At 41.3% G+C, this 17,584-nt stretch carries 16 protein-coding genes; 6 read left to right on the top strand and 10 right to left on the bottom strand.

Annotated features, from left to right (window positions below):
• Nucleotides 1–156: 156 nt before the first annotated feature.
• The 4 genes from ACS5PU_RS23845 to ACS5PU_RS23830 are packed head-to-tail and all read right to left on the bottom strand — an operon-like array spanning nt 157 to nt 1,961.
• Nucleotides 157–534, bottom strand: coding sequence for a DUF1801 domain-containing protein (locus ACS5PU_RS23845; protein WP_439461666.1), 378 nt, complete (start codon nt 532–534; stop codon nt 157–159).
• Complete coding sequence (locus ACS5PU_RS23840) at nt 524–943, bottom strand: hypothetical protein (protein ID WP_439461665.1); 420 nt, start codon at nt 941–943, stop codon at nt 524–526. The genes ACS5PU_RS23845 and ACS5PU_RS23840 overlap by 11 nt, the downstream gene beginning before the upstream one ends.
• 4 nt (nt 944–947) lie before the next feature.
• A complete protein-coding gene (locus tag ACS5PU_RS23835) occupies nt 948–1,463 on the bottom strand; it encodes a DinB family protein (protein ID WP_439461664.1) in 516 nt (171 codons plus the stop codon).
• Nucleotides 1,464–1,466: 3 nt separating this feature from the next.
• Nucleotides 1,467–1,961, bottom strand: coding sequence for a DinB family protein (locus ACS5PU_RS23830; RefSeq protein ID WP_439461663.1), 495 nt, complete (start codon nt 1,959–1,961; stop codon nt 1,467–1,469).
• 147 nt (nt 1,962–2,108) lie between these two features.
• Between ACS5PU_RS23830 and ACS5PU_RS23825 the strand changes: the two genes are divergently transcribed.
• Nucleotides 2,109–3,068: a GlxA family transcriptional regulator gene (locus ACS5PU_RS23825; RefSeq protein WP_439461662.1), complete on the top strand. Its 960-nt coding sequence runs from the start codon at nt 2,109–2,111 to the stop codon at nt 3,066–3,068.
• Nucleotides 3,069–3,495: 427 nt separating this feature from the next.
• On the opposite strand, the gene ACS5PU_RS23820 is transcribed toward ACS5PU_RS23825, so the two are convergent.
• Both ACS5PU_RS23820 and ACS5PU_RS23815 read right to left on the bottom strand, forming a co-directional pair.
• Entirely contained in the window at nt 3,496–3,708 is a 213-nt protein-coding gene (locus ACS5PU_RS23820; RefSeq protein ID WP_439461661.1) for a hypothetical protein, read from the bottom strand.
• An 84-nt stretch (nt 3,709–3,792) separates the two neighbouring features.
• Nucleotides 3,793–4,662: an AraC family transcriptional regulator gene (locus ACS5PU_RS23815; protein WP_439461660.1), complete on the bottom strand. Its 870-nt coding sequence runs from the start codon at nt 4,660–4,662 to the stop codon at nt 3,793–3,795.
• A gap of 147 nt (nt 4,663–4,809) precedes the next feature.
• Between ACS5PU_RS23815 and ACS5PU_RS23810 the strand changes: the two genes are divergently transcribed.
• The 4 genes from ACS5PU_RS23810 (at nt 4,810) to ACS5PU_RS23795 (ending at nt 8,844) form a co-directional block, all read left to right on the top strand.
• The gene (locus ACS5PU_RS23810; protein WP_439461659.1) at nt 4,810–4,959 is read left to right on the top strand and encodes a hypothetical protein; all 150 of its coding nucleotides are present in this window, start codon (nt 4,810–4,812) and stop codon (nt 4,957–4,959) included.
• Nucleotides 4,960–4,979: 20 nt separating this feature from the next.
• Nucleotides 4,980–6,290 carry an L-fucose:H+ symporter permease gene (fucP, locus tag ACS5PU_RS23805; RefSeq protein WP_439461658.1) on the top strand — a complete coding sequence of 437 codons (1,311 nt, stop codon included), beginning with the start codon at nt 4,980–4,982 and terminating at the stop codon, nt 6,288–6,290.
• 8 nt (nt 6,291–6,298) lie between these two features.
• Nucleotides 6,299–7,936 (top strand): UxaA family hydrolase, encoded by a 1,638-nt coding sequence (locus ACS5PU_RS23800; RefSeq protein ID WP_439461657.1) that lies wholly within the window; start codon nt 6,299–6,301, stop codon nt 7,934–7,936.
• Between the two features lie 125 nt (nt 7,937–8,061).
• Nucleotides 8,062–8,844, top strand: a complete 783-nt coding sequence (locus ACS5PU_RS23795; RefSeq protein WP_439461656.1) for an SDR family oxidoreductase — start codon at nt 8,062–8,064, stop codon at nt 8,842–8,844.
• An 86-nt stretch (nt 8,845–8,930) separates the two neighbouring features.
• Here the strand turns inward: ACS5PU_RS23795 and ACS5PU_RS23790 are convergent, their stop codons facing one another.
• Genes ACS5PU_RS23790 through ACS5PU_RS23775 form a run of 4 tightly spaced genes read right to left on the bottom strand, consistent with a single transcriptional unit; the run spans nt 8,931 to nt 14,506 of the window.
• Complete coding sequence (locus ACS5PU_RS23790; protein WP_439461655.1) at nt 8,931–10,580, bottom strand: 2,6-beta-D-fructofuranosidase; 1,650 nt, start codon at nt 10,578–10,580, stop codon at nt 8,931–8,933.
• 48 nt (nt 10,581–10,628) lie between these two features.
• Nucleotides 10,629–12,233, bottom strand: coding sequence for a glycoside hydrolase family 172 protein (locus ACS5PU_RS23785; protein WP_439461654.1), 1,605 nt, complete (start codon nt 12,231–12,233; stop codon nt 10,629–10,631).
• Between the two features lie 33 nt (nt 12,234–12,266).
• Complete coding sequence (locus ACS5PU_RS23780) at nt 12,267–13,166, bottom strand: carbohydrate kinase family protein (protein WP_439461653.1); 900 nt, start codon at nt 13,164–13,166, stop codon at nt 12,267–12,269.
• A gap of 2 nt (nt 13,167–13,168) precedes the next feature.
• Nucleotides 13,169–14,506, bottom strand: coding sequence for a sugar porter family MFS transporter (locus ACS5PU_RS23775; protein WP_439461652.1), 1,338 nt, complete (start codon nt 14,504–14,506; stop codon nt 13,169–13,171).
• Nucleotides 14,507–14,768: 262 nt separating this feature from the next.
• Here ACS5PU_RS23775 and ACS5PU_RS23770 point away from each other — a divergent pair, with 262 nt between their 5' ends.
• Nucleotides 14,769–17,573 carry a substrate-binding domain-containing protein gene (locus tag ACS5PU_RS23770; protein WP_439461651.1) on the top strand — a complete coding sequence of 935 codons (2,805 nt, stop codon included), beginning with the start codon at nt 14,769–14,771 and terminating at the stop codon, nt 17,571–17,573.
• The last annotated feature ends 11 nt before the right edge of the window (nt 17,574–17,584 follow it).

The raw sequence follows: 17,584 nt of genomic DNA, 5'->3' as shown, positions 1-17,584 counted from the left end.
CTGATCGTTGATGGTTAATGGGTCATGGTTAATAGTGTCCAGAATATCCGTCAAATCTTAATGTTCTTAATTTCTTAATGGTTATTGACTCGTTAGGTTAATCGGTTAACTGTTTAATTGGTTAATTTAGCCCTAACGCTCACCGCCTTCCCACCCCTAGCCCATAAGCGCTACCCAGTTATTGATAAATTGCTCCAGTGCAGTTTTTTTTGATGCAATATCAGCTAAACTATAAAACCGCGCCTCTCTTCTATCTTTCCAGGTACCCTGCAGTAATGAAGCATCTTCGATCATGTTCCCATCGTAAAAAATAAAAATGAGCTGCACGTATCCTTTTGCACGGAGGTTAAATGCGGCTAAATCTTTCACATAATAATAGCTTGGCGCATTCCACTTTATCCTTTCTTGCAGTTTAGTATTGGCATTCAAAATAATGTTCCTTAAACTTTCTATTTCGCACTTATATGGGTGATCGAGTTTTTCCATATAGGCGTTCACCTGATTTATAGTGGGCAAACTTTCTTTATTGGCCATCGCTTATTCTGGTTAATTTGATATCCATCCATGCCTGCCAGTTTTTACCATCAAACTGCTCCCAAAGCCCTTCAATGGTATTGGCTTTAAAATTTCCTTTAAATCTTTCTGTATCGGCGAATATTAAAATAATGTCGTCATAGATTTTCAGTGTAGAAATAGAAATATTGCCTGCATTATCGAACGATTGCGACCTAAAAACATCCTCCATATCATCGTAGTGGGTAATTTCTAATGATTGTATCTGCTTTTTACCAAACAATACATTTACCTTATGGGTTAAAAAGAAACCACCAGCTACCCACTCATAACAATCTGTTCCGCTAATTATATCTCCAGCTCTGGTCAATCCTTCCGTTTTCCATGTGCCGATATATGGATGTAACAGTGCCAACTTTTCGTTTCTCATAAATTTAATTAAAATCTGCCTGATTTAATTTAGTGAAGATATTTTTTAACTGGTAGTTATGCCGCTGTGTATGATAGATCACGAAATAAATAGCCTCCAATCGGGTTAAGAAACCATAAACCGGCAGTTCAAAAGAAGTGCATGTTTTGGTTAAATCAAGTCCTGCCACCGAAACCGCCATCGCATTGCTGATATGCTTCAGGTTTGCCAACAGAGCCGACTGATCGTATGGCTTATCTTCAGGATAAATTTCTTTGGGCGAATCGAACTTTATCTGGAAATTTAAGAAATCATGCTTAATCTTTTCTACATTGATATCGGCCGGACGGCTGGTTTCTGATACCGGCCCATTAATTACCTGCAAAAAGCCCGAATTTGCCATCACCAGGTGCTGTGCCAGTTGCCCAGCAGTCCAGCTCCCCGCAAAAGGCACTTCATTAATCTGTTGCGGATCAAATTCCATCAATAGCTGTTCGAGTGTAGATAGAGAATCTGTGGCCTCTTTAATCACTTTTTCCATAATTTACATATAATTCATTCCAGGATAATCCAATAACCTACGCCATAGCGCAATCTGGCCAATGCAGTTGGCTTCACGGTAGCTGGTAAAGCTGATCATTTCGAACAAGGTAATTTCCATTCCCGGCATCGTTAATTTTTCTTCCAGTTTATCATCCGAGGCCTGCGTTAATGCTTCTTCCAATAGTGGTGAAATCTGCGCCCAGTCCTCTCTAAATTCGGCCAGCGATGGATAGGTGGCATCATCTACGATACCTTTATTGTCCGCAAAAAGTTCTCCCGTGGTTGATTTAAGGTCGATACCGAAAGATTTGGCCAGAAAATAGCGCCCATGTACTACACTTCCGGTAATCCAGGCGATGTGGTTTGCTTTGGTATCCAATCTCTTCTGCGCATCTTCTTCGGCTATGCCATCCAAGGCCCTCAACAAAAAATCAGTCTGCATTTCGTACAGTACCATGATGCCGTACATCCTGCTGCTATTTGGTTTGGTTTTCATATCGTTTTATATTAGGTTGATACATTTACATAAAGTTAAGGTTTTCTAAAGCCCGGTACCCTTGCCGTAAAAGTCAAACTTGAGGGGCATTTCAGACATTTTTTATATCTTGTATTTCCTTTATTGGAATACCTAAATTTTAACCAGATGATACAAGTAGGTGTATTAATACCCAAAAACTTCAGATTGCTGAGTATAGCCGCTATTTTAGACGTGTTTGATACTGTAAATGGTTTTTACCGTACCGATGGATTGGAAACCCCATTTGCGATTAGCTTAATTACACTTGATGATCAGCAATATGATTTTAGCGGGCATCCTTCTATAAACCTACAGAAAACAGCAATACTCGATCTGATACTGGTTCCATCTTTTGCTACCAGTGATATTAAAGCCTGCCTAGCGGTGAATAAAAGTTACCTGCCCTGGTTAAATAAACAGCATAGGGCCGGAGCAGAAATTGCCACATTTTGTACAGGGGCATTTTTACTTGCCGCATCGGGATTATTAAATGGAAAAGTAGCAACTACGCATGTTGATGCCTGCGCGGCCTTCTCTACGGCATTTCCACAGGTACATTTAAAAGCCGACAAAACGGTAACGCAGGATGGAAAACTGTTTACCAGTGGCGGTGCTACATCTACCTTCCACCTGTTGTTGCACCTTTTACAGCTTCACTGCGGGAAAGAGATGGCCGTTAAGGTAGCCAAGATATTTGCCATTGATATGGACCGTGTAAACCAATTGTACTTTAGTACTTTTCAGCCTATCCGTCACCACAACGACGATATTGTAGCTTCGGCCCAGGAAAAAATAGAGAACAGCTATCAGGATGTGGCCACCATTGAAGAAATGATCAAAGATATCCCATCCAGCAGGCGGAACATTGTACGCCGCTTTAAACAGGTAATTGGTATTACCCCTATCGAATACCTGCAGCAAACCCGCGTAGAGGCAGCAAAAAAATTACTGGAACAAACTGCGCAGCAAATGACAGAGGTAATTTACAATTCGGGTTACAACGACCCAAAAGCGTTTAGAAAAGTATTTAGAAAAGCAGTTGGGATGACTCCCACCCAATACCGTGATAAATTCCAGTCGAGATAAATAAAAGCAGTTACCTGATTAGCAAATATTTACAATTAAAACAGCACAATTAAAAACTAAATAAATAGTTTTCAACAGTCCGCGAAATTTTGTTAATAATTATTTTAAAATAAATGCTCCACCCTATATAATTTAAGATAACTTAACGTTATAATTACACTAACCAAACAAACAATATTATGAGCACATTCCTTTTAATCACAGCAGCCTTCTATGTTATTTCTTTTGGATCGATGTTATATTGCTATTTTTCGGCAGAACAGATTCCAAGCGATGATGAAAAATTCTAAACTAGATTATTCCCCGTCGTCCAAATTAACCTCTTCAAAATTCTTTATCAAATAGTGTAGCTGTTTCTTCAAAAAAGAATCAATAGCAAAGCATGGCCAGGCTTGGTCGTCCATTATTTACACCAATAAATTTCTGTTTACTTGTTTGCAATCCACTTAATTAAATAAGGGGCGGCTCCCGTATACCATAAAACTGCGGAAATTAAAAATATCACAATTAGGATCCATAATATAGGCCAGCCTTCAAACTTATGTTTTGATTTGGGATGATAAGGTTCATTAAAGTTATTATGCTCATTGTCCATCCCATCGGCTTTTTTTACCGGTTTCGGATTAGAAAGATTGCTCATAAAATATTCAGTTAGAAATGCAAACTTAAGCTATAAACCTATAAATCAAAAATTAGTTTCAATTTTATCTGTGCGCAGGTTAATTTATTGCTTAGAAAAAGCCTGTTGGTATTTTAGCGGCGTTTTTCCGGTTATTTCCCTAAAATATTTATGGAAACTGGTAAAATTATAAAAACCGCAATCGTAACAGATTTCTTTAACGGTCAAATCGTTCTCTATAAGCAATTTACAGGCCTGCCCTACCCTAATCTCGTTCAAAAACTGGGTATAGGTTTTTCTGCTTTTGGTTTTAAAGAACTTGCAAAAAGAGTTAGGACTGATTTTAGCCACCGCAGCAATCTCTTTCAGCTCTATTTTATTTTTGTAATTGCTGATGGTGTAATTGTAAATGGCCTGGATCCTATCTTTTTCATTTTCCAAAAAGTTTGGCTTAAACCCTAGCGATACCAAGATGTTCTTTTCATTACAGTTGGCAATTTCTGTTAAAACTTCCAGTAATTTTATAATCCGCATGGTTCCGGTTGCCTCAATAATCTGCGGCATCAGGCTTGCAATTTTCTCTTTTGCATTTCCCTGCAACTTAATCCCCTGCTTCGATTGGGTTAAAATCCTTTTTATTTCCTGATTTTCGGGAAGATCGATAAACTCTTTGCCCAAAAAATCCTCTTTAAAATGAATGGCATAAACATCAACGGTTTCACTCCCTTTTTCTAAAAAAAACTCAGGGTCGAAGCGCCAGTAATGCGGTAGGTTACTTCCCAAAAGCACTACATCGCCATCACTAAAATTTTTAATACTATCGCCAATAAATTGCGTTCCCCTGCCCTTTTTAATATAAATCAGTTCCAAAGCAGAATGGTAATGCCACAGGTTGTTTATATCTGGCATCACATCTCTCCGGGCGCTAAAAGAATCTACCGAATTGGTAGATACATTAAGTAAATGCGGTTTCATAGTTTAAAAAAATCAATCTAATATGCAGTAATATTGTGCAATGTATGAAATTGAGACAATATCATTTAATAAATAGATCATAAAGTTAAATTTTAATTAGCACCTAACAACTTAATTTGTATAGCGGCAACTAACCAAAACATATTTATGAAGGCAGGATTATTTATTCCCCGTTATATCGAACAGCTTTATCCACAGGTTGCCATTGCTAAAACTGCCAACGTTATGCAATCTTTTGTTATCGGTGCTCACCGCACCAGAAGTTTAACTTTTATCATTTTACTAGCATCTGCTTAAACCATTTATAACCAAACAATATGAGCCAAATTACATCAACCAACTTTCAGGTATCTGATACGCCAAAAAATGGCAAAGGGTACTTATTTCCTTTAATTTTGGTAACCAGCCTATTTTTTTTCTGGGGCTTTGTGCACAATCTCGATCCTGTTTTGATCCCGCACCTTCGCAAGGCTTTTCAGCTTAATGTTTTCGAATCAACCCTGGTAGATTCTTCTGTTTTTATCGCCTATTTTTTATTGGCCTTACCTGCGGGTTACATCATGCGCAAGTATGGTTATAAAAGCGGTATCATTTTAGGGCTTGTTTTATTCGCCATTGGCTGCCTATTGTTTATTCCGGCTGCCAATACTGCTAAATACGTATTTTTTTTAGGTGCCCTTTTTATCATTGCCTGCGGATTAACCTTTTTAGAAACTGCCGCCAACCCTTATGTTACTGTATTGGGGCCGCCCGAAACGGCTACGCAGCGTTTAAATTTCTCGCAATCTTTTAATGGTTTAGCGGCCTTTTTAGCTCCCATATTAGGTGGTAAGTTCATTTTTACCGAAGTAAAATATACCGATGCTCAATTGGCTAAAATGCTGCCGTTAGAAAAACAGGCCTATGTACTACAGGAAGCCTCAACGGTAAAAGCGCCCTACCTGATTTTGGGTATCTTGATTATTGTGGTGGCCATCCTATTCGTTTTCACCAAACTGCCTGATATTAAGGAAGAGGAAAGTACAACCGAAAAAAGCAGCTTTAGCCATGTATTGGGCCACAGCCATTTGCGTTGGGCTATTATTGGACAATTTTTTTACGTGGGTGCTCAGGTTTGTGTGCTGAGTTTGTTTATCAGTTTCATCACTACATCAGCGGGTGTTACCCAAGACCAAGCGTCATGGTATTCTGGCGCAGCTGGTTTGGCCTTTATGCTAGGCAGGTTTGCGGGTACCTTTTTTATGAAATTTGTGGCTCCCCACAAACTATTGATGCTGTATGCCTTAATCAGTGCCCTACTTACCTTGGTATCTATTTTTGCCAGCGGCATGGTTACCGTTTATGCATTAATCGGCGTAGCCTTTTTTATGTCGATCATGTTCCCAACCATATTCTCGTTAGGCATAGCTGGCTTAGGCAAAGATACCAAGTTAGGCTCATCGCTAATTGTAATGTCGATTGTAGGTGGGGCCTTTTTACCGCCCGTACTCGGCATAATATCAGATGCCACCCATAATATTCAATACGGCTACCTGGTGCCGTTCATCTGCTTTTTGGTCGTATTTTATTTCGGCTGGAAAGGATGGAAACCCAATCATACGGAGAAAGAAATAAGTTTAGAAGTATAAAATTAACAATGAAGAAATTAGTCATCCAAATTAACCATGCTGATAATGTTTTGGTTGCCCTGCAGGATTTACCTAAGGGCACCAACATCGTACACGAAGGAAATACCTACCTCACCATTGATGAAATTCCGGCCAAGCATAAATTTTTTATGCAGGATATGAAAGCCGGTAGCGAGGTAACCATGTACGGTGTGTTGGTTGGGAAAGTGCAGTTTGACGTTAAGGCTGGTATGCGCATGACTGTTGATAACACCAAGCACGCAGCAGAACCTTTTGCCTACCGCAACAGCAATTTTAAATGGGAAGCGCCCGATGTAAACAAATATGCCAACCGCAATTTCAAGGGTTACCACCGCAAAAACGGCGCGGTTGGAACGGCAAATTATTGGTTATTTATTCCTACCGTATTTTGCGAAAACCGCAACCTCGATATTATAAAAGAATCGTTGTACAGCGAACTGGGTTATGCCGTAGATGACAAATACAAATCGTACACACATAAACTGGTACAGGCTTTTGAAAATGGAGAAAACATCCATAACATTAGTTTTGAACCTAAGGTAGATAAGGCTAACCGCACCTTTAAAAATGTAGACGGAATAAAATTCCTTACCCATAACGGTGGCTGTGGTGGTACACGCCAGGATTCGGATACCTTGAGCAAACTCTTGGCCGCTTATGCCAACCACCCCAATGTGGCCGGTATTACAGTTTTAAGTTTGGGCTGCCAGCATTTACAGGTTGAAGATTTTAAACGGGATCTTTTCGCGCTAGATCCTGATTTTGATAAACCGCTGTTAATTTTTGAACAACAAAAAGCGCAGAGTGAGGAACAATTAATTCAATATGCCATAAGAAGCACCTTTGAAGGACTAATATTTATCAATAAACAGGAACGCTCAGCAGCACCTTTGAGCAAATTATGCGTGGGCGTTAAATGCGGTGGCAGCGATGGCTTTAGCGGAATTTCTGCCAACCCTGCTGTTGGTTATTGCGCCGATTTATTGGTGGCTTTGGGCGCAAAAGTATTATCGGCCGAGTTCCCCGAACTTTGCGGTGTAGAACAAGAAATGATTGACCGATCGGTTGACCGCCCAACGGCAGAGAAATTTATCCGCTTAATGACGGAGTACGACGATCTGGCGCATAAAGTGGGCTCGGGCTTTTACATGAACCCTTCTCCTGGTAACATTAAAGATGGTTTGATTACCGATGCCATAAAATCGGCAGGTGCTGCGCGCAAAGCAGGTTCTTCTCCTGTGGTAGATGTACTCGATTACACCGAGCCTGCAACAAAACCCGGCTTAAGCTTGGTTTGTACACCAGGAAATGATGTAGAGGCCACTACCGGAAAAGCTGCTGCCGGAGCTACTTTAATTTTATTTACAACAGGTTTAGGTACACCAACAGGTAACCCGGTATGCCCTACGATTAAAGTGGCCACCAACTCCATTCTCGCTACACGCATGAGCGATATCATAGACATTGATACAGGCGCTGTTATAAGTGGCGAAAAAACCATTAATGAAATGGGCGAAGATATTTTAGAATACTGCATTAAAGCGGCCAGTGGAGAAGAAATACCTAAAGCGGTACAACTGAACCAGGATGATTTTATTCCGTGGAAAAGAGGGGTTAGCCTTTAGAAGATGTGGGATGGATGATTTGGGATGGATGATGGTAAATGGAAGATGGATGGAAGGTTCAGCTAACTCTCTGTCCATGCACTAAATAAAAAGCACGGTGCTTACATAAAAACGAATACCCGAATATGAATTTAAATTTAGACGGAAAAATAATATTGGTAAGTGGTGGTGCAAAAGGTATTGGCTCAGCAATAGTTAAAGCTTTAGCTATAGAAAATGCTTTTCCGATTATTATTGGGCGTAACGAAGGGGATAACCTGAAAATGTTTCAGGAGATAAAAGATTTAGGTTTACAGGCTGATTATTTTACGGCAGAACTAACCAACCCCAATAGCTGCAAAGCAATTATTGATGATGTACTTTCCAAATACAACAGGATTGACGGCTTGGTGAACAACGCTGGGGTTAACGATGGTGTTGGTTTAGAAAGCGGAACTTACGAAGGCTTTATGGAATCGCTGCATAAAAATGTGGTGCATTATTACCTTTTGGCCAAATATGCCCTGCCTGCATTAAAACAGAGCAAAGGCAACATCTTAAACATTGGCAGCAAAACAGCTGAAACCGGACAGGGCGGTACCTCTGGCTATGCAGCGGCAAACGGCGCCCGAAATGCGCTTACACGCGAATGGGCGGTAGAATTGCTTCCTTTCAGCATCCGTGTAAATGCAATTATTGTTGCAGAAGCCTGGACGCCTTTATATGCAAAATGGATCAGCTCTTTTGAAAACCATGATCAGAAACTCAAAAGTATTACTGATAAAATCCCATTTGAAAACAGAATGACCACTGTGGATGAAATTGCGAGCATGGCTGTATTTTTACTGTCTGATAAATCGAGCCACACCACAGGCCAGCTTATCCACGTAGATGGCGGTTATGTGCACCTGGACCGGGCATTGCTTTAGGATGCTGCACAAAAGGCTGTATCATAAACTGTAAATGCTACAATTTATGATACAGCCTCTTATTTAGATAACCTTTGGATTTTTCCCTATTCCCAGATCGACTTAACGGTATAAACTTTTAGCTCTTCAACCTCAATATTGGTTCCCCAAAAATGAAAACCTTCCTTGTTCTGTGTATCAGGCCTTCTCTCCATTGAATAAGAATAGACACCACCATCAATAAATACCTCAATAGATGTCCTGTCGATATAAACATCGGCAGTGATTTCCATACTGGTCATGTCTTCTGGCGAATAGAAAACACCATTTACGAGGTTAAAATTCATATCATAATCTAATATTTTCTGTCCAAAAAGGTTTAAACCGGCACTGGTAGCATGCGAAAGTTTCAAAGTCGTTTTAATCCGCAGCTTATCACTACCATTATATTGTTTTAGCTTTTCGTTCGCATCTTTTGCATTTAAGGCTTGCCATTCGCCCACGCTCTCAAACAGTTGGTTGGTTTCTTTAACCGGCTCGCTTATCAAACGCACACCATTTTTAGTCGTTTTAAGCTTAAGTTCAGTTGGTAGTAGCATCATGCCGTTAAAAGGCATTCCGGGGTGGCTAAGCCTAGCCCAGCCAATCTGTATCCTTCGCCCATCGCTTTCGGGTATATTGGTAAAAGTTTGTGCGGCGTAAATGGTTCCGGTAACGTAATAATGTTTACCAGATTCGGGCGTAAATTTTTTACCGTCGAATGTGCCGATCATGTAAGTATTGGATGCACCATACATTACCCACTTGGTTTTGGCTTTATCGCCATCAACAGGCAGTTCAAACAGATCAGGGCATTCCCAAAAACCGGTGGTATGGCTCTCAAAAGTCCAGTCTTTTAAATTTTTAGAGTTATAAATAGAATGTCCATCTCTTTCATTCAGTACCAAAACCCAGTGGTTACCTGGCTTGTACCAAAAAACCCTGGGATCACGGGTATCAACACTGTTCCATTTGGCTTTCGAATCGATAACCGGGTTTTTGCTGTATTTGGTCCATGTGCGCCCCTTATCCAAACTATAGGCTACACATTGTACCTGTTTGTCATCCGTATTTGCGGTATAGGTAGCTACCATTGCAGGTGTGTTGCCTTTATTAAAACCAGCGGTATTGTTGTAATCAATTACGGCAGAGCCCGAAAACATTGTACCCAAATTATCCGGGCTTAAAGCCGTTGGCAGTTCCTCCCAATGGATCATATCTTTACTCACGGCATGCCCCCACGACATATTTTCCCATTCTCTTTCGTATGGGTTATGTTGGTAAAAAAGATGGTATTCCCCTTCATAAAAAATAAGCCCATTTGGATCGTTTATCCAACCTCTTTTGGTGGTGAAGTGAAACTGAGGCCGGTTTTTCTCCTTATACATCATTTCGTGCCCCTCTATCTCATCGTTTTGATAAATTTTCTGTAAGCCAGATCCATCACCATCGTAGCTGATTTTGATGGTCTTCCCTTTTAAGGCGCTAACATCGCAGAATACCCAATATTCGGGTTCATCTTTAGCCAGCCTGATTTTAAAAATACGTTCCTGTTTACCAGCTATTTCAAATTTCATATTTCCCCTGGCCTGTTTCTGCGAAATGGGCAGGTTGAGGTAACGTTTATTGATTTTGATTACCACATCAGCCGCATGCGAAACCTGAAAAAAAAGCATTAAGGCTCCGATGGCCAGCATCATTTTGAGTGTTGTTTTCATATCCTTTCAATAATAATAATTAATCTGTTTGCTAAGCCCTTTATCAGCTTAATTTGGTAAAATAATTTTAGCTTCTTCTGCCACTCCTGCTGTATTGTCGGTTGCACCGGCAAAGCCATACCAATAGGTGGTTATCGCAAAATCGGCGCTTCCGTTCTGCCAGCCCAGCATTTCCATATCCATTTTAAATAACTTTTTGAAGGGAATTCGGTCTAGGTTTCTTGTTCGGGTAAAGGTATTGTAGCCGTACGAATCTTCATGATCGGCACGGGGCGCATTGGCAAAAGGCGTTTGATACAGTACAACCGGTGCCCAAGAGGTATTGTAATAATCTTCAGTTCCGGTTCCAAATTCGGAAGGGAATTTATCCTCATCCACCCATATTTTCTGATCGCCCTCTCCATACCAGGTATGCATATGGTTAAATACCGACATACTGTTGCCCAAATAAACACCCTTTCCCTGTATGGTAATAAAATTAAGCTCGGCAGCCTGTGGCCTATCCCACTTAAAAATGGCCTCGTTTCTTTTTTGTTTCCAGCTGGCATGAAAATACATGCTTGAGCCAGTCCATTGGTAAGTATTCAGCTCAGTTGTTAAATCTACGGTAAGAGGTGCATCGCTTAAATTGATAAAAGAAATCTCTGCTGTTTTTTGATAGGGCATCACCCATCGGCTTATTATATCGCCATCACTTTTTACGGTTCGGTACCAGCTCTGTAGCGGCTTGCCGCCTACCCCACTGCCCGAAAAATCGCCGACCGGGCACCAAACCGTCTGAACGCCATCAAAAACAATTTTGATCAGCGTAGAACGCAATACCTGATCCTGAACCGCCGCATGCTGTGCTACAATTTTGAGCTTCATCAAATCAATGGCCCACGATCCTTTGGGCATTTGGATAACAGCGGTTTTACCGGGCAAAATTGTTTGCTTTAGTATACGTTGGCTATTTGCCCGCTGGGTTGGCGGCTTCCACAACTGCTGTTCTGTTGTTGCTATCTGTTTTGTAGCAATAGCTAACTGCTTAATATCGAATGTTTTTACCTTAACTTTTGGCAAATAAGTACGGTAATTAATCTGATAATACCTAGGCTGTTTATCTTTAAGGTCTTTTTCTTCCCAGGTAACCCTACAGTGCTTTGCATAGGGCAACGGTAAATAAAGCGTACTGCCACCTTTTTCTGTAGGCTGGTAAGATGAATGCGGGTTTAACAAAGCTGGGCCAAGGTTCAATCCACTTTTCAACAGGTCGTAACCCGCTATCTGCAGGCTTGCACTATCCCGGTTGTCGAAATAAATCCTGAACACCCCATTACGTTTAAAGGTAGTAAGCCAAAATCTTACCAGTACGCCGGGTCCATCAACATCAAGCATTACCTGTTCGGTACGTCCGTTTTTCTGTATGGAACCTTTGTACTGCGAAAAATCTGCATTGCCGTACCAACCGGCTTTATCGGGCGCAACCGAAGCCCTATCGTAGCTACTGGCCTGGTGGGTACTAAAGTTTTGAGCGGGCCAATAAGTGTTGGCCTTGCGGGCTGTCATTTCTTTTAACAGGCTGGAAAGGGAAACCTCTGCCTGACCAAAAGTTTTACCAACCATAAGCAAGAGCACCACAGTAATTACAACCGGATTAAAAAATTTCATCATGTTCTTCAATTTAAACCGTTAAAACCACTTTGCTTAAGCATCAAAATGGAGGTATTGTTCCAGTTCATACTCTGGGCATGCTCCTTTTTGCGTGGCAATAAAAGCGCCCATTGCAATTGCATTTCTTAAAATTTCGTTGGGCTGTTTTTTCAGTTTGTGCCCTGCAATAAAGGCGGCCAAAAATGCATCGCCACTGCCAATGGTGTCTTCTACCGAAACAGCAGATCCAAAATGATAAAACCGATCGTTGTCCTTATAATATGCCGCACCCGATTCGCCTTTGGTAACCAATACTTCGGCTACGTTAAACTTATCCTGAATAAATTTAACTTTTTCTTTTTCCGTGCCAATAGTCCCGCCAAAAAGTGTTTGCACAACATCCAGTTCGGCTTCATTAAATTTGATGATATTGGCTTTCTGCATTAAATCTTCCAAAACAGCGCGCTTTACAAAAGGATAGCGCAGGTTAATATCGAGCACTTTAACTACATCCAGTTCGAGGAAATGTTGCAGGGCCTGCCGGGTCTGCTTATTCCGCGAGGAAAGGGAACCATAGATAAAATATTCGGCTTCGGCCACTTCATTAATAGCGGCCTGGTCAGCATCGATAAAATCCCAGGCTACCGGAAATACGATTTCGTAACACACTTCATTTCCATTGTTCAAACTGGCTATTACTTCGCTCGTGGGGTATTTTATATCCACCTGAAGCAGGTTATGGCCAATATCCCATTGCTGCATAAGTTCTAAAAGCCACTGGCCATTTTCGTCATTGCCTATCCGGCTAATGATGCCACTAGAAATGCCAAGTTTATTTAAATGATAAGCAACATTTAAAGGCGCCCCGCCCGGTTGTGGTCCATCAGGAAGGATATCCCAAAGTACTTCGCCAAAACAGATTACCGATGGATGATTTGTTTTTAATACAGACATATTTAGTGGGTTATGATGTTAGATTCGATCTGTTCCAATGATCTTCCCTTGGTTTCTGGCATTACCCGCCAAACAAAAATCAGTTGCAGCACCATCATTGTCCCGAAAAAGAAAAAAGTGACGGCGCCACCGAGGGTTTCGGTTAAATAAGGGAAATAAAAGGCAATAAGTGCGGCCATGATCCAATGGGTAGAGCTGCCCAAAGTTTGCCCTTTTGCCCGCACCTGGTTGGGAAAAATCTCTGAAATAAATACCCAGATTACCGCTCCCTGAGAAAAGGCAAAAAATGCGATAAACAGCATGATAAAGATGGGAATGGATAGCCCGCCCTGAATATGGAAATAAAAGGTAAATGCCACCAAAAACAAAGAAGTAATTAAACCTACCGAACCGATAAGCATGAGTACGCGGCGGCCTACCCTATCGATAAAATTGATGGCTATAAGCGTGAAAATAAAATTGATTACGCCGATACCCACCGTAGAAAGCAGTGAGGAATGCGCCCCAAGCCCCGCCATTTCGAAAATCCTCGGCGCATAATAAATAATGGCATTGATACCCGAAACCTGGTTGAAAAAAGCAAAAACAACGGCTAGCATTACAGGCACATTGTATTGACCTGAAAACAACCCTGCCGATTTATCTTTACTTTCGGCCTTGCCCAAACCATCCGATTTTTGAATGGCCAACAGCTCCTCACTGTAGTTTAAAGGGTTAATAATTTTTAATGTTTCTAGCGCGCGTTTTACATCACCTTTTTTGAGTATGAGCCAACGTGGGCTTTCGGGGATAAACCTGATGAGGATAAGAAAAACCAGCGAAGGAACAGCCTGCACGCCCAGCATCCACCGCCAGGAATGCTCTCCACCCTGGCTGAGCAGGTAGTTGGACAGATAAGAAATTAGAATACCTAAAACCACATTAAACTGGAATAGGCCTACCAGTTGCCCTCTTTTCTCGGCCGGCGAAACCTCCGAAATATAAATCGGAGCGGTTACCGATGAGGTTCCAACACCTAATCCACCTAAAAAACGGAAAGCCAGAAACAGGTACCAGTTATCAGCAAGGGCGGTACCCAGCGATGATAAAAGATAGGCCACCGCAACAAAGGCCAATGTGTACTTCCTTCCAAATGTATCGGATGGTTTTGATCCTAAAAGCGAGCCCACCACCGTACCAATCAGGGCGATGGAAATGGTAAGGCCATGCTGAAATACAGAAAGCGACCAAAATTGCTGGATAGATTTTTCGGCCCCGGAGATTACGGCGGTATCAAAGCCAAAAAGAAAGCCGCCGAGCGCAACCACCATGGACCAGGCCAGAACAGATTTTTTTTTCATATGATTTGGTTAGAGAATTTTAACTGCAATTTATAGGCAGCAGCTGATGTAGACTTTAAAAAAAATATCAAAATCGTTAAAAAAATAAAAAAAACACAAAACACTTAAAATCAAATGGTTAAATTTTAACTTTTCAGGTCAGATTCCAAACTTTAAATCTGGTATCATATAACATTAGTTCTGGTTACAGATTTATAGTGGGCCTTTGCAGCCCAATTTTTAAATGCAGATTACATTTTATAGTTTTAACCCAACTAACCAAATGGATAAGCATATGCATGTTGCACATTTTACAGTACTACCGCTCAGGGCGGGCCTTAAGTTGGCTCAGCTGCTTATGCTTTTTTTGGTGGTTTTATTCTTTTTAGGCTGCAGCAAAAAGAAAGAAGATGAAAAGTTTATAATCGGCTTTTCGCAGTGCGTAGCTTCCGACCATTGGCGCCGTACCATGCTCGATGAAATGAAAATGGAACTATCCTTGCATCCGGCCACTAAACTGCTATATACCGATGCAGATGGGAACAGCAACAGGCAGATTAAACAGGTACACGAAATGCTTAAGCAAAATATCGACCTTTTAATTATATCGCCAAACGAGGCCCATCCGCTTACAGCTGTAGTAGAAGAAGCCTACAACAAAGGGATTCCGGTTATTGTAATCGACAGAAAAACTTCTTCATCGCGTTACACGGCCTACGTTGGGGCCAACAATTACGAAATCGGCAAAATGGCTGCCGATTATATGGCCAATGCTGTGCTTAAAAGAAAAGGCGGCGTGGCCGAGGTAATGGGCCTACCTGGATCATCGCCGGCCATAGAGCGTGCTAAAGGTTTTGCTGATGGCTTGAAAAAATACCCCGATATTAAAATAAATTTTCAGGTTTATGGCAACTGGGTAAAGGATGAAGCACAAAATCAGCTTCAAAAAAATGCCGCACAATTAAAAGAAGTGGATGCCATTTTTGCGCATAATGATGTAATGGCCATGGCCAGCAAAGCTGTACTGCGCAAATTTTCTTTAGCCAAAAAAGTAATCGGGGTAGATGCGTTACCGGGAAAAGATGCCGGTTTAGAACTGGTAAGCAACAATACCCTAACGGCAAGCCTTTTATATCCTACAGGAGGCAAAGAGGCGATAAATACAGCTTTTGCGATCCTCAACAATCAATCCTTTGCAAAGGAGAATATTCTGCAGACCGTAGTGATAGACAGTACTAACGTTGAGCTGATGAAGATGCAATGGTCGAAAATTAGCAGCCAGCAAAAAGATATTGAACGTAGGCAGGAATTATTGGATAACCAGCTCGAGATATACGATAACCAGCGCCTGGTGCTCAATATTATTGTAATTACCCTGGTATTGGCCGTTGTTTTGGGTGGTATTGCCTTTCATTCGCTGCTGCAGAACAGGAAGATAAACAAAAGCTTGGCGCTTAAAAATTCCGAAATACAATCGCAGCGGAACCAATTGATAGAAATGTCGGCAAAGGCCGAAGCCGCAGCAGAAATGAAACTTAGCTTTTTCACCAATATCTCGCACGAGTTCCGCACGCCCCTAACACTTATTCTCTCGCCGCTGGAAGACCTGCTCAAAAATGAAAAAGTAAAGCAATTAACCGGCAATAACCTTAACCTCATCCATAAAAATGTGTTCAGGCTGCTTAAACTTGTAAACCAGCTGATTGATTACCGGAAAATTGAACACCAAAAATTTAAGTTAAGGGCTACTGAAGGCAATATTACCGCCTTTTTGCACGATCTGATTGAAAACTTTAGGCATATTGCCCAAAAGCGCCATATTGATTTACGCCTGCTGAGTGAAAATAGCAGTTTGATGTTATGGTTTGATGCCAATATTTTGGATAAGGTTATTTTTAACCTCTTATCCAATGCACTTAAATTTACTGCCGATCATGGCCGTATACAGGTTAAATTGCGCACAGCAGGAAATATAGCCGAAATTTTGGTCGAAGATAATGGCGTAGGCATCGAAGATGCTGACCTAAAAAACATCTTCGATCAGTTTTATGAGGCAGATGCCGGTTATTCGCGCGGTTCGGGACTTGGCTTATCGCTTTCTAAAGAGCTGATGCAACTGCACAAAGGCACCATTAACGTAGCCAGTAAAAAATGGCATGGCACCACATTTACCGTTACCTTGCCATTGGGCAGCAGTCACCTTTCGGCAATAGAAAAGGATGTGCAAACGGAGAAAAGAATCCGTTTGTACGATCAGTTAAAAATTTACACAACCGATTTAGAACCGCAACAGCCCCTGGCCCAGGAGGAAGTGTTTAAGCCTTTAAAAGAACAATCAATCCTGATTATTGAGGATAATACCGATCTGCAGCATTACCTGCGCGAAAAATTTGAGTTCAATTACGAAGTTTTTATGGCGGCCAACTGCTTAAATGGCATGAACGAGGCCTACGAAAAAATACCTGATCTGATTATTTCTGATGTGGTTTTACAGGATGGGCATGGGACTGAACTGGCCAATAAGCTCAAAAACGATTTCCGCACCTCGCATATCCCCATCATTTTATTAACGGCCAGGGGAAGTATTGAACAACAGATTGATGGCATACAGAGCATGGCCGATCTTTACCTAACCAAGCCCTTTAATTTTGATTATTTAACGGCCAATGTAGAGAACCTGCTGCGTAACCGCGGGATATTGAAAGAGCGTTACAGCAGCGACATTAGCCATACCACAACCAAGAAAACCGTTGCAAGCCAGCTCGACAAGAAATTTATCAACGATTTTTCGGGCATTGTGGAGCATAACCTATCGAATGAGGATTTTAGTGTAGAAGATCTCTGCAAAGCCATTGGTATTTCGCGCATACAACTGTACCGGAAAGTTAAAGCACTGCTCAACTGCAGCATAAGCGATTATATTTTAAACCGCAGGTTAAAAAAAGCCAAATATTATCTGGGCAACGAAGATTATACCATTGCCGAAGTAAGTTATATGGTCGGAATTTCTTCAGCTACTTATTTCTCCACTATATTTAAAGCCAAATATGGCATAACGCCTAGCGAGTTTAAAAAGAACCGCATGTAAACCGGCTTTAT

The organism is Pedobacter sp. GSP4 (genome assembly GCF_051857575.1).
Lineage (GTDB): Bacteria > Bacteroidota > Bacteroidia > Sphingobacteriales > Sphingobacteriaceae > Pedobacter.
Note: the sequence above shows the minus strand (reverse complement) of the source record. Positions and strands in the feature narration are given on the sequence as shown.

Bases quoted from the DNA above. Each gene is read 5' to 3' on its own strand.
- ACS5PU_RS23845 (WP_439461666.1), bottom strand. From the start codon at position 534: ATGGCCAATAAAGAAAGTTTGCCCACTATAAATCAGGTGAACGCCTAT.
- ACS5PU_RS23840 (WP_439461665.1), bottom strand. From the start codon at position 943: ATGAGAAACGAAAAGTTGGCACTGTTACATCCATATATCGGCACATGG.
- ACS5PU_RS23835 (WP_439461664.1), bottom strand. From the start codon at position 1,463: ATGGAAAAAGTGATTAAAGAGGCCACAGATTCTCTATCTACACTCGAA.
- ACS5PU_RS23830 (WP_439461663.1), bottom strand. From the start codon at position 1,961: ATGAAAACCAAACCAAATAGCAGCAGGATGTACGGCATCATGGTACTG.
- ACS5PU_RS23825 (WP_439461662.1), top strand. From the start codon at position 2,109: ATGATACAAGTAGGTGTATTAATACCCAAAAACTTCAGATTGCTGAGT.
- ACS5PU_RS23820 (WP_439461661.1), bottom strand. From the start codon at position 3,708: ATGAGCAATCTTTCTAATCCGAAACCGGTAAAAAAAGCCGATGGGATG.
- ACS5PU_RS23815 (WP_439461660.1), bottom strand. From the start codon at position 4,662: ATGAAACCGCATTTACTTAATGTATCTACCAATTCGGTAGATTCTTTT.
- ACS5PU_RS23810 (WP_439461659.1), top strand. From the start codon at position 4,810: ATGAAGGCAGGATTATTTATTCCCCGTTATATCGAACAGCTTTATCCA.
- fucP (WP_439461658.1), top strand. From the start codon at position 4,980: ATGAGCCAAATTACATCAACCAACTTTCAGGTATCTGATACGCCAAAA.
- ACS5PU_RS23800 (WP_439461657.1), top strand. From the start codon at position 6,299: ATGAAGAAATTAGTCATCCAAATTAACCATGCTGATAATGTTTTGGTT.
- ACS5PU_RS23795 (WP_439461656.1), top strand. From the start codon at position 8,062: ATGAATTTAAATTTAGACGGAAAAATAATATTGGTAAGTGGTGGTGCA.
- ACS5PU_RS23790 (WP_439461655.1), bottom strand. From the start codon at position 10,580: ATGAAAACAACACTCAAAATGATGCTGGCCATCGGAGCCTTAATGCTT.
- ACS5PU_RS23785 (WP_439461654.1), bottom strand. From the start codon at position 12,233: ATGATGAAATTTTTTAATCCGGTTGTAATTACTGTGGTGCTCTTGCTT.
- ACS5PU_RS23780 (WP_439461653.1), bottom strand. From the start codon at position 13,166: ATGTCTGTATTAAAAACAAATCATCCATCGGTAATCTGTTTTGGCGAA.
- ACS5PU_RS23775 (WP_439461652.1), bottom strand. From the start codon at position 14,506: ATGAAAAAAAAATCTGTTCTGGCCTGGTCCATGGTGGTTGCGCTCGGC.
- ACS5PU_RS23770 (WP_439461651.1), top strand. From the start codon at position 14,769: ATGGATAAGCATATGCATGTTGCACATTTTACAGTACTACCGCTCAGG.